Here is a 12,150-nt window from a genome sequence, read left to right as displayed (position 1 = left end):
TTATTATAAAATAGGAAGGTACGGATTCTCAAAATTTAGGAGATGAATGAATGGAAACTACAAGTAGCTTGCAGTTGTCTAGAAGTCTTCCAGAAGAGCAGGGCATTTCATCAGCCGCAATTTCCAGCTTTATTGATGCAGTAGAGGCGCAAAGCTTAGGTCTGCACAGCTTTATGCTCCTTCGTCATGGATATGTAATCTCGGAAGGCTGGTGGTCTCCTTATAAGCCCGACCTTCCGCATATGCTTTTTTCCCTGAGCAAAAGCTTCACTTCAACTGCTATCGGTTTTGCTGTGACAGAGAAACTCATCACTCTTGATGATTCGGTTATTTCGTTCTTTCCTGAGGATTCACCTGATGAGATTACAAGCAATTTATCCAAAATGAGCATTAAGCATCTATTGATAATGGGTACAGGACAAGTCGTGGACACGATGGATCCCCTTAAACAAAGTGCGGACGGGAATTGGGTGAAAGCCTTCTTCACGGTCCCTGTAGAAAAAGAACCTGGAACGCATTTTCTCTATAATACCGGCGCTACTTACATGCTATCTGCGATTATTCAAAAGGTCACCGGACAAACGCTGCTTGAATACTTAGAACCACGTCTCTTCACGCCTCTTGGTATCCGTAGTGCCACTTGGGAATCCTGTCCCCGTGGAATTAACACTGGCGGATACGGTTTAAACATAACCACAGAGGATATCGCTAAATTCGGCCAGCTCTTCTTACAGAAAGGCATCTGGAATAATCAGCGTCTTCTACCTGAAGAGTGGATAGATGAGGCCACTTCCAAACACATCTCGAATGGCGAAGGCGATCATGACTGGGCGCACGGATATGGTTTTCAATTTTGGAGATGCCAGCATGGAGCCTACCGGGCAGATGGCGCATTCGGACAACTCTGTATTGTTCTACCAGGCCAAGACGCTGTAATAGCTATTACAAGCGCATCATCTAGCACAGAAGGAATATTAAATGCAGTGTGGGAGCATCTACTGCCCAATATGAAGGATGCACCTCTTCCTGAAGATCAGTCTTCATCTGCAGCCTTGGTAGACCAATTAAAGAATTTATCGATAAATCCCCCACAATTGCAACAGTCCTCCATTCTGGAAGATCAAATAAATGATATGACCTATACACTCGAAAACAACCAATTCTCACTAGCTACCTTCTCGATCTCCTTCAACAATGAAGACGCTGAGGTTACTTTAATAAGTAAGCTTGGTGAGAGCAATGTCATTCGATTAGGCCGAGGACAATGGCTCGAAAGCTTTGCGCTAATCCTTGAGCCTTCCATGAACCGGATTATGTCCAGCTTTACTTGGTTAGCAGAAGATCAACTTCAGTTGTCCTTGCTGTTTGTTGAAATGCCCTTCTATATCACTCTTGAGATTAAAATATTAGAGAACATGTTATTGCTTAAATCGAAGATTAATGTAAACATGGGTCCGCTTGAATTCGATGATATGATTGGCAGAATTTAGTATTCACACCCGTAAAATAAAGGCCGCTCTTCCTTACACAGGAACTTAGCGGCCTTCAATCATTTATTTTGATCTCAAAAATCTGCAAGCTTCAAAATGACTGGACAATGATCACTGCCCATAATCTGACAATCGATTTGAGCATCAAGTACATTAGGCGCAAGTCTAGAAGAAGCTAAGAAATAATCAATCCGCCAACCCACATTCCGCTCTCTCACCTTCGGCATATAAGACCACCATGAATATACTCCCTCTAGCTCCGGGTGGAGATATCTGAACGTATCAATGAAGCCCGACTCTAGCAGCGTACTCATTTTGCCTCTCTCTTCATCTGTAAAACCAGAGTTCCCACGGTTAGCCTTTGCATTCTTGATATCGATATCCTCATGGGCTACGTTTAGATCTCCACAGACAACTACCGGTTTACTCTTGTCCAGATCTAAGAGATATTTTCGGAAACGGTCCTCCCATTCCATTCTGTAATCCAATCGAGACAGATCTCGTTTGGCATTAGGCGTATAGACGTTGACCAGATAAAAATGTTCAAACTCTAATGTTATGATACGACCTTCTGCTTCCTCATCTTCTTCCATTCCATATCTTGCAGAGATCGGCTTGATTTTAGTAAATATAGCCGTACCGGAATAGCCCTTCTTCACTGCGTAATTCCAGTATTGATCGTATTCTTCACCATGCTCCAGTGTAATTTGCCCTTCCTGAAGCTTTGTCTCTTGAACACAAAAGATATCAGCATCTACTTCTTTGAAATAGTCATTAAACCCTTTTTTGACACATGCCCGAAGGCCATTAACATTCCATGATACCAGCTTGATCATCGACTTTTCTCCTTGCATTTTGCTTTAATTATTCTCAGTTTATCATAGTTTTATATCCTAATCATTCACCATCCATGTTACAATAACAAAATTGACTCTATCTAAATAATATTTAATACGTGAGGTAAAGAAACTTATGAAGGCACCAACACTATTACGAGGATTTAACTTTTTGTATTTTGCATTGCTGGCGATGTTCATTCCTTTTCTGCCAGTCTATCTAGGAGAGCAAGGTTTAAATCCGGCGCAAATTGGATTCATTATTGGTACTGGAGGTTTTGTTACCATTATTGCTCAACCCTTATGGGGGATGATCAGCGACAAAACAAGAACGATCCGCAAGGTACTTTTAGTTCTGTTGTTATGCTCTGCGGTGACGGGATACTTTTTATTCGATTCCAATAGCTATGTGGGACTTATTCTTTTTGCTATGCTGCTATATTTCTTCTTGATGCCTATCGATCCGCTAGCTGAAAGCTTGAATTTCCGGGTTTCCGAAGCAGCTGGAATTAGCTATGGGTCGATACGCACATACGGTGCCTTAGGGTACGGTGTAATGGCCTTGCTCACAGGTTATGTGCTGAGTTACTTCGGCTCTCATGGGATGGCCATGCTGTTCGTTGGTATTAGCCTTACAAGCTTCATCGTCAGCTGGTTCATGCCTGATGCTCCAGTCACGGGTAAACCGGTTACTCTTGACAGCTTAAAGCATTTTCTAAGCAACAAAGAAACGCTGTTGTTTCTAGTGCTTATCTTTATCAGCTCCGTTCCTGCGCGAATGAACGATACCTTCCTTGGTGTTTATATCCGTGAGCTTGGTGGCAGTCCTGAATTAGTAGGTCAATCGTTCTTTATCGCCGCAATGAGTGAGATTATTGTCTTTGCTTTAAGCTTTTGGTGGCTTCGCAAAGGAAAAGAGCTGATCATTATTTCGATTTCCGGAGCCTTTTATTTTCTTCGATTCTTTATTTCCGCTTGGATTACTGATCCGCATTTGCTAGCTTATCTACAGATACTACAAATCCTTACCTTTCCAGTATTCTACTCCGCAGCTATTCAGTATCTGTATAGTATTGTGCCTGAGGAGTGGCGGGCTACGGGTCAAACAGTACTGGCGCTATTGTTCTTCGGGGTATCAGGCATTCTCGCTTCTTATGCTGGAGGAGCCTTATATGAAGCCTTCGGCGGTAAGGCCCTTTACTTAACAATATCCGTGATGTCATTTATCGGCATGCTGTTTGGATTAATATTGTTCCGAATCTATGGAAAGAAAACCGGCAATAAAAAGAATATAACCACTAATTAATCTTCCAATGTTTAAACGGGAGTGTCCATAGCCACGTAAATGGCTGGCGGACACTCTCGTTTTCTATGAATAAGCGTATTAGCCTTTAAGAAAACCTTGCAGGCTGGAACTTGGTCATTCTTTATGCTGCTCCATAAGCTGCTTCAGCTTGATTTCAGTATTCGAATCAGCGGCAGGTGTATAAATACTACAGCGTAAATCTGTGCTGCCTTGAACCTGTAGCGAGGTTAAATGAAATAACATTTTCCCAGCTTTGGCATGTCTGAACTCCAGTAGGACATCCGGAGCGGAGCTTACACGGCTTTGTTCCCACATTTCATTAAACGCTGGGTGTAGTCCCTTTAATTCCTCTATAAATTCATCGTACCAGCGATCCTCAACATATTGTCCGTAATAAGCCCTGAAGATGGATAGATAACCGCTTACGAACTGTTCCCAATTTACAGCTAAACGTCTGAACTCCTTGCGAACAAATAACAACCGAATCATGTTTCTCTCCTCAATGGGCAGCTTGGAGAAATCAAGAAACACATGTGCTGCCGCCTCATTCCAACCTACAATCCCGCAACGTCGGTCTGAAATAATCGTAGGACAGGTCTTAAGCTCCTGTAAAATCTTCTGTAGAGAAGGACTGATTACAGAGGATTCTTCTTGCTGAAATAGAACGTTTCCTGTTCCAGTCTCTAATGCCAGTGCAAAAAGATACTTCCGCTCATCAGGAGTCAGCTTTAGAGCTGTTGCGATACAATCTAGAACAGATGAAGATACTTTAATATCCCTACCCTGCTCTAGCCATGTATACCAGGTACTGCTTACCCCCGCTAGCTGTGCAACTTCTTCCCTTCGAAGCCCAGGCGTTCTCCTGCGTGTACCTTCTGGCAATCCAACAGAGCTGGGTGAGATCGCTGCACGACGTGCTTTTAAGAAATCTGATAATGCCTGTAATCTCGTCTGATTACCCATACGCTTACTCTCCTCTCTGTTGCAATCATTAGTATAGTACAAATTATACTAGGATAAACGATAACTTGTAATAGGATAAAATTAGTGGAAAAATACCTATATACACTAGTTGAGGAGGTTCACTATGGAGCGCGTAGTTATTACAGGTATGGGCTTAATCTCGCCCCTTGGAAATACAATAGAGCAATTCTGGGATCGTCTAGTTTCTAGTGAGTCGGGTATATCCCCAATCACTTCATTTGATACTTCTAACTTTAAGACCAAAATCGCGGGAATCGTGCATGACTTCGATGCAGAAGGCAGATTCGGTCGTAAAGAAGCACGCAGAATGGATAGATTTAGTCAGTTCGCCCTCGCCGCCGCTGAAGATGCATGGACACATTCCGGTCTACAGCTTGATAAGATTGACAAGGAGCGCCTCGGAGTTTACGTAGGATCAGGCGTTGGTGGAATTCAGACCTTGATGGAGCAAGGGAGCGTGCTTAAAGGTCGTGGACCGGATCGGGTAAGTCCCACATTAATTCCCATGATGATCTCTAATATGGCTGCAGCGATGATCAGCATTAAATTAGGCGCCATGGGACCTACAATGTCTCCAGTAACTGCGTGTTCTATTGGGAATACGGCGATCGGTGAAGCCTTCCGGTTGATCCGTTACGGAGGTGCCGACATTGTAATTGCTGGTGGTTCAGAAGCAGCCATTACTGAAATATCCTTAGCCAGTTTCGGCAATGCCACCTCCTTATCCACTCGGAATGAGGAGCCGGTTAAGGCGAGTCGCCCCTTTGACGGGGAGCGTGATGGATTTGTTATCGGTGAAGGCGGTGGAATAGTTATTCTAGAGTCACTCTCCCACGCTAAGCGTAGAAATGCCAAGATCCACGGAGAAGTTATCGGCTATGGAGCCAGCTCTGATGCTTACCATATGGTCGCCACGCATCCAGAAGGAATCGGTGCTTATCAAGCAATGAAATTGGCACTGAATGAAGCAAATCTCCAGCCGGAGGAGGTGGATGTAATCAGCGCCCATGCCACTAGTACAGTAGTAGGTGACCGCTCCGAGACCTTTGCGATAAAGAAGTTATTCGGCGATCAAGCCTACCAGATCCCCGTAACCGCTAATAAGTCCATGACAGGACATGCCTTAGGCGCGGCCGGTGGTCTAGAAGCCATAGCCCTAATTAAGAGCATTCAAGAAGGAATCATCCCCCCTACCATTAATCAGGAGGTCAAAGATTCCATTTGTGATCTTGATTATGTCCCGAACATGGCTAGAAAAACCGATCTTACTATAGGCATGTCTAACTCCTTTGGTTTCGGCGGGCATAATGCTGTCATTGTGATTCGTAAGTTTGAAGACTGACCATTCATCCACAAAACGGGGCTCCAGCTTAGTCGTTAGGACTAATTGGAACCCCGTTTCCACTTCCTATTTTTTATTAAATTCTATTATTCCATTGCTGATACATGGCTCCCCCAAATAGAGATCCCCTCTTTGGAAACTGCAGTAAACGTCATAACGTTACTGGCAGTAGCTTCATTCCACTCTCTCAGGAACACCCCATTATAAGTAGCACCGTCAATGGTAAGTTCAGCCGTATGCTCATCGATAAGCTTCCACTTTCCTTTTACCGCTCCTTTAATCTTTCCGCTCTTAGTCAATTCAATCAGTTCTGACTGCACGATATCAGCCGTTATCTCTTTGTTATGGTTCAAATATTTGTATTCACCTGAAATTTGCTCTTTCGTGTATTTCTCAATGGTCTCTCCTCCATAACGGTGTGGGGCTACAACTGGCCACCCCTCACTATTCATAAACATCTGATGAACTCTCACCTCATGCTTTTCACCACGATTTGGTAACCGTGTATGGAAGATCAGATAATACTTGCCATTCTCTTCATCAAAAAATGCAGAGTTATGACCTGGTGATACATATCCTTCTCCACTCACTGGCAGCTCATCATCCGTATTCAGGAATTCGAAATTCCCCATTAGCTTCATTCCGTATGGCGCATATGCAGGATCATCGAACAATACCGTAGGCGATCCTTGTGCATGAATCATATCCTGACCCTGAGAATCCTCGAATGGTCCATCAGGCGCCTTTGAGCGAGCTACACGGATGTTATAGCCACCATCAGCTGCCAACCCTCCATATGATAGGAACAGATAGTAGTAATCCGTTTCCGGACTATACAGCATATATGGGGCTTCTATCCGAGCATGATTCGCACCCAGAAGCTTTTTGCCATAGCCTTGATCCGGCAGCGGGAAGCCTGTATTAGCATCTAGTTCCATAATGAAAATACCACCGGAATAAGAACCGTAGACCATCCACAGCTTCCCTTCTTTATCAAAGAACACATCCGGGTCTACTACATTTGGCTTTTGAGTGGCATCATACATTTCTCCATCATCACCCATGCCCATCATACCTGACTTCAGAATGACGCCCTTATTCTTATAGGGTCCTTCAATATTATCCGACACGGCTATGCCGAGGGCAGACAACGGGGAATCCCCTTTACAAGCATTGTAATACATATAATATTTACCGTCCGCCAATTGGATAACATCCGGTGCCCATAAGGTATCCGTCTGTGCCCATTCTAATGCTTCAGCAAACTCCTCTTTAACATTAGGAATGAGTACATTTCCTGCTACCACTCCTGAGGACAACTGAGACCAAGACATCAGATCATTTGATTTAGCAGATGCTAAATGAGAGCCGAACACATAGTATTTATTATCTGCCATAATGATCGACGGATCATGTACAGATACATTTTTAAAGACAGGCTGCGCAGAGTCAGTTAAGTGATTTGAATTGCTGGAACTAGCTGAATTGTCATTACACGCTGTTACTACTAATAATGAAACGCTAATCATTGTAGTCATAATGGCTTTTCTCATCGTTATACCCCCTATGTATGCCTTTTCATTTTGAAACGAAAACGTGCAATAGTCAATCCTTTTATTTAAGTAAACACGTATTAATTCATATTTATTTAAATAATAGTGAACTTTTGGACATAAAAAAACGCCAAGCCATCGAAATGGCCTGACGTTATTAATTTAAATTCTAATAAGATAACCGCTTATTAAGCGTTATTTTCCACTAAAACAGGCTCCGGATAAGTGTTCTTAAGCACACGTTGTCTCTTCTTAACAACTTCCGGCGGCTCAACCTTAGGAGCCATCGGATGCAGCAGCCATGACTTCACCATATGTGTATCTGAAACTTTATACATAGGCGGCTCTTTCTCCATGTCAATCTGCATAGCGTAAGTGCTACGTAGTGCGAAAGCATCACCCTTAGGCGGTTTGATCAGATCGGGTGGTGTACCTGGAATCGCTGTAAGCAAAGATCCTTTGCTCTCCAGACTTGGCATGGAAGCCAGCAAGCCCCAAGTGTATGGGTGTCTTGGATCGTAGAAGATCTCTTCCGCTGTTCCCATTTCGACAATTTGTCCAGCATACATTACTGCTACACGATCTGCCATTCTTGCTACAACCCCGAGATCATGGGTAATAAAAATAATAGCCGTATCAATCTTCTTCTGCAATTCCTTCATCAAATCAAGGATTTGTGCTTGAATCGTTACGTCAAGCGCTGTAGTCGGCTCATCCGCAATCAGAAGCTTAGGGTTCGCAGCAAGTGCCATTGCAATAACAACACGTTGACGCATACCACCACTGAATTCATGTGGATATTGATTAAAGCGGCGTTCCGGTGATGGAATACCTACAAGATTGAGTAGCTCAACCCCACGTTTATTCGCATCAGCCTTGGAGATGTTCTCGTGTTTGAGAAGCACTTCAGTAATTTGTCTGCCGACCTTCATCATTGGATTCAATGAGGTCATTGGATCTTGAAAAATCATACCGATCTCTTTACCACGAATTTTCTGCATTTGCTTCTCAGTCTTGCCAATCAAATCTTGTCCATCAAACAGAATCTGTCCGCGTTTATATTCTCCTGGTGGTGTAGGAACTAGCTTCATAACCGCTTGTGAGGTTACGCTTTTACCGGAACCTGACTCCCCAACAATCGCTAGAGTTTCACCTTTATCTACATGGAAGCTAACACCACGGATCGCTTGTACCTCTCCACCGTGTGTTTTGAATGATATCGCTAAGTCTTTTACCTCTAAAAGGCGCTCCATCTTGTCACCCTCTCATTTCCTCGTCAATTATGATAATGATTCTCAGCATGTTGTAAGCAATAAGTATTATTTTATCTAGTTTTAAGGGTTCTAGTCAAGATTTTTCTGAAAAAAAATACGTCTAGCAGCAGACTTTAGTACTAGTTCTGTTTATTTCGTGTTCTATTCTTCACAAGCAACCACATCAAAGGTGGAAGTAAAAGAAGTACAACTACCAAGGACCGCCCGATATCTGTAATAGATACCACGCCGTCATCCAACAGTCGATAATACGCATAAAGAGAATAAGGAAGAACTACTAGTACTGCTGTAACAACTCCAGGTGTATACATTTTCAAATAAATAGTCTGTCCTAGATGAGTAAATACATGGAAGAAGAACACTGCAAGAACAGCCAAATACAATAAATAGTATGAAAAGAATACTGCGATGCAGGTTACTGCCACTATCAAAATATACACGAATAATACATCCAAAGCAAAGTTACGTGTAGTCATGTGCATCATCGAGGTATACATTTTGCGCATAAATGGTGGTATAGCTACTTCGACTCTCGTTCCATATTTGGCACTCCAAGCTTCGATAACTAAAATTTCTTCAAAATCGTGAAACATAAATAGTATCGGCAGCAGCCACAGCAAACTCACTTCATTAATATGTACACTTAGCCATTCAAACACTAGCGTCCCTCTCCTCCCGCTCTTCCTCCTTCTCTTCTACGCTGCAAATGTGTCAAAATTGTGTTAAGCCATGAATCTCTTCCAGCCCTCCAGCAAATTATCATGCGCCCACTTAAAGTGACCTTGGCTATCGTAGTTACGCGAATAACACTCGATAAAGTAAATTAAGTCGATATATAAATCGTAGAGTTTTTTGCGGGCACATTCATTCGGGTTGTCGAAGCTATTTCCGTAACCTCTGCAAAAATGCTCTGAATTCTCTATATAGCGAAAATAATACTCCATAAGCGGATCGCCCCAAAGTGCCCGTTCCCAATCAATCAATGCAACAATGCGGCCCTCTCGCACGAATACATTGCCATCCCATAAGTCCCAGTGTACAAGACGAGGCTCAGTGACTACATCCATAACATGTAAGCGGCTTATGATCTCTGCCTCAATGGTTTCAATCGGAACGGGCATCTCTGCCTTTAAACGACGTGCATCTTCAAGCAAGTTCGTTATCAAAAGCTGAAATGTTTCCCGCCATGAAGTTCCCTTTACTGGTGTGGACGCACTAAATAATCCGAAACGTTCACCATGAATCTCATTAATTAACTGACAATAACGACCTAGCTCTGTCTCAATATTTATTCTCTGCTGCGGACTTAGTTCTTCCTTAATCTCATTATAGGGCTGACCAATTATTTTCTCCATGAAAAAAAACTCACTCGAAATCAATTTTTTACTGTTATCATAAGCGTATACCTCAGGCACAGGTACTGTTCCTTTTGACTTCATCAATCGCATTGCCGCAACCTCGACAGCCATAATATCGTGCTCATAACTTAGGGTGTCTGTTTCATCGGATGGCGCTATCTTAAGAATCATAGCTCTTCCGTCTGATAAAAGAAGATCATAGGCTGCGTTAAAATAACCTCCAGTCAGCTCGGTACTTCGATCAATGCTCACATGACTTCCAAAAGCGGCACCGACCAGATCATTCTGTTGCTCTGTTGATATTTTCGTTTTAGTAAAACTTTCCAAGGTCTCACCACCATTAAGAAATAAGTTACACACAATAAACAAGCCTTCTCCATTTGAATGAAAATTGTTAAAATTAGAACTACCGAGTATCATTAGCCTGCTTTTCATGAAAGAGAGGAAACCATTATCATGATTATCAAACCTAGAACACGCGGCTTTATCTGTACTACCGCACATCCGCAAGGATGCGCTCGTCAAGTAGAGCGGCAAATCGAATATATTCAGACACAACCCGAGATTAAAGGACCGCGCAAGGTGCTTGTCATTGGTGCCTCTACAGGATACGGCCTCGCCTCACGGATTACAGCCGCCTTTGGGGCTGGAGCTAGCACAATAGGCGTCTACCGTCAGAGCAGCAGCAACGGAGCCCGTACAGCGTCTGCTGGATGGTACAATTCAGCAGCTTTTGAAGAGCTTGCAGAGAAAGCCGGGCTTCAATCCTTCAGTGTAACTGGTGATGCCTTCTCCAAGGAGACGAAGGAAAGAACTATACAACTGATCCGCAGTGAGTTGGGACAAGTTGATCTCGTCATCTACAGCGTTGCTTCAGCTCGCCGAACAGATCCTGTAACTGGTGAAGTTTATAACTCCGTAATTAAACCTATAGGAGATACCTACACGAATAAAACCGTAAACTTTCATACGGGTGAGGTCAGCCAAATTTCTATCGAGCCTGCAGCCGAGAAGGAAATCGATGATACCATTCGTGTCATGGGTGGTGACGATTGGCAGCTTTGGATTGAAGCACTCCAGCAAGCCGGCGCTTTGGCCGATCATGCCACCACAATCGCTTTCTCTTATATCGGACCAGAAATCACCCAATCCGTTTATCGTAAAGGAACGATTGGACGTGCAAAAGATCATCTCGAATCCACAGCACATACGCTTAACGAAGAACTATCTAGTATTGGCGGTCGGGCCTATGTAGCAGTTACGAAAGGTCTTGTCACACAGTCTAGCTCGGCAATTCCTGTCGTCCCTCTCTACACTTCTGCGCTATACAAAGTCATGAAAGAAAAAGGGCTTCATGAAGGTTGTATTGAACAAACCTATCGCTTATTCACAGAACGTCTCTACGCAGTCGAAGGAACTCCTGTGGACGAAGAAGGCCGTATCCGAATAGACGACTGGGAGCTGTCTCCGGCTGTACAGCATCAAGTGAGTCAAATCTGGGATGAACTCAGTACAGACAACATCTATGAATTAACAGATCTAGAAAGCTACAAACAGGAGTTCTTCCAGTTATTTGGTTTCGAGACTGAAGGTGTAGATTACGAAGCAGAGACTGATCCAGACGTAACGATTACCAATCTGCGGTAAACAACATCTTGTTCGGACTATCTTTTGCCAAGTGTTAATGGTTGCTCAAGTGCATACAATTCTTCTTCTACAGAAATCATCTTTTGCTCAATCACTTTACGGGCGTCTGCCAGTGCTTGGTTGTAAATATAAGGTGAGAGTTCTTTGAGCATAAAATCCAGAAGATTCTCACTTGCTAATTGACCAATTTCGCTAGATAGCTCGGTATCAAAATAATCCTGAATACTGGATGTAATCTGAAGTTTATGTTCTCTCTGTATTTTTATCGGCTGCATGCTCGTCCTCCAATTTTTAGGTTTAAAATTCAGATTATTAATACAGGAAAAATGACGTGCTTGCGCACGTCATTTCTTATGTCTA

The 12,150-nt window shown here is 43.1% G+C and carries 11 protein-coding genes; 4 read left to right on the top strand and 7 right to left on the bottom strand.

The window, feature by feature from the left end:
• Nucleotides 1-50 precede the first annotated feature (50 nt).
• Nucleotides 51-1,490 (top strand): serine hydrolase domain-containing protein, encoded by a 1,440-nt coding sequence (locus ACN6MV_RS12945; RefSeq protein WP_375102747.1) that lies wholly within the window; start codon nt 51-53, stop codon nt 1,488-1,490.
• Between the two features lie 74 nt (nt 1,491-1,564).
• Here the strand turns inward: ACN6MV_RS12945 and ACN6MV_RS12940 are convergent, their stop codons facing one another.
• Nucleotides 1,565-2,323, bottom strand: coding sequence for an exodeoxyribonuclease III (locus ACN6MV_RS12940; protein WP_375105390.1), 759 nt, complete (start codon nt 2,321-2,323; stop codon nt 1,565-1,567).
• Between the two features lie 139 nt (nt 2,324-2,462).
• Here ACN6MV_RS12940 and ACN6MV_RS12935 point away from each other — a divergent pair, with 139 nt between their 5' ends.
• The gene (locus ACN6MV_RS12935; protein WP_042127049.1) at nt 2,463-3,632 is read left to right on the top strand and encodes an MFS transporter; all 1,170 of its coding nucleotides are present in this window, start codon (nt 2,463-2,465) and stop codon (nt 3,630-3,632) included.
• 114 nt (nt 3,633-3,746) lie between these two features.
• Here ACN6MV_RS12935 and ACN6MV_RS12930 read toward each other — a convergent pair whose 3' ends face one another.
• Nucleotides 3,747-4,595 carry a helix-turn-helix transcriptional regulator gene (locus ACN6MV_RS12930; protein ID WP_042127047.1) on the bottom strand — a complete coding sequence of 283 codons (849 nt, stop codon included), beginning with the start codon at nt 4,593-4,595 and terminating at the stop codon, nt 3,747-3,749.
• Between the two features lie 124 nt (nt 4,596-4,719).
• On the opposite strand from ACN6MV_RS12930, the gene fabF reads away from it, so the two are divergent.
• Nucleotides 4,720-5,958 carry a beta-ketoacyl-ACP synthase II gene (fabF, locus tag ACN6MV_RS12925; RefSeq protein ID WP_419886494.1) on the top strand — a complete coding sequence of 413 codons (1,239 nt, stop codon included), beginning with the start codon at nt 4,720-4,722 and terminating at the stop codon, nt 5,956-5,958.
• An 86-nt stretch (nt 5,959-6,044) separates the two neighbouring features.
• Here fabF and ACN6MV_RS12920 read toward each other — a convergent pair whose 3' ends face one another.
• The 4 genes from ACN6MV_RS12920 to ACN6MV_RS12905 form a co-directional block, all read right to left on the bottom strand.
• On the bottom strand, nt 6,045-7,511 hold the full coding sequence (locus ACN6MV_RS12920) for a glycoside hydrolase family 43 protein (RefSeq protein WP_419886493.1): 1,467 nt from the start codon (nt 7,509-7,511) through the stop codon (nt 6,045-6,047).
• Nucleotides 7,512-7,699: 188 nt separating this feature from the next.
• The gene (locus tag ACN6MV_RS12915) at nt 7,700-8,764 is read right to left on the bottom strand and encodes an ABC transporter ATP-binding protein (protein WP_341112346.1); all 1,065 of its coding nucleotides are present in this window, start codon (nt 8,762-8,764) and stop codon (nt 7,700-7,702) included.
• A 140-nt stretch (nt 8,765-8,904) separates the two neighbouring features.
• Nucleotides 8,905-9,444: an HXXEE domain-containing protein gene (locus ACN6MV_RS12910; protein WP_419886492.1), complete on the bottom strand. Its 540-nt coding sequence runs from the start codon at nt 9,442-9,444 to the stop codon at nt 8,905-8,907.
• A gap of 63 nt (nt 9,445-9,507) precedes the next feature.
• Nucleotides 9,508-10,470 carry a phosphotransferase family protein gene (locus ACN6MV_RS12905; protein WP_419886491.1) on the bottom strand — a complete coding sequence of 321 codons (963 nt, stop codon included), beginning with the start codon at nt 10,468-10,470 and terminating at the stop codon, nt 9,508-9,510.
• A gap of 129 nt (nt 10,471-10,599) precedes the next feature.
• On the opposite strand from ACN6MV_RS12905, the gene fabV reads away from it, so the two are divergent.
• Nucleotides 10,600-11,790 (top strand): enoyl-ACP reductase FabV, encoded by a 1,191-nt coding sequence (gene fabV / locus ACN6MV_RS12900; RefSeq protein WP_042127041.1) that lies wholly within the window; start codon nt 10,600-10,602, stop codon nt 11,788-11,790.
• A 17-nt stretch (nt 11,791-11,807) separates the two neighbouring features.
• Here fabV and ACN6MV_RS12895 read toward each other — a convergent pair whose 3' ends face one another.
• Nucleotides 11,808-12,065: a DUF2164 domain-containing protein gene (locus tag ACN6MV_RS12895; protein ID WP_042127038.1), complete on the bottom strand. Its 258-nt coding sequence runs from the start codon at nt 12,063-12,065 to the stop codon at nt 11,808-11,810.
• Between the last annotated feature and the right edge of the window lie 85 nt (nt 12,066-12,150).

This window comes from Paenibacillus sp. B-A-8, assembly GCF_048572915.1.
Taxonomy (GTDB): Bacteria; Bacillota; Bacilli; order Paenibacillales; family Paenibacillaceae; genus Paenibacillus_AQ.
This window is presented reverse-complemented; position numbering and strand designations above follow the sequence as displayed.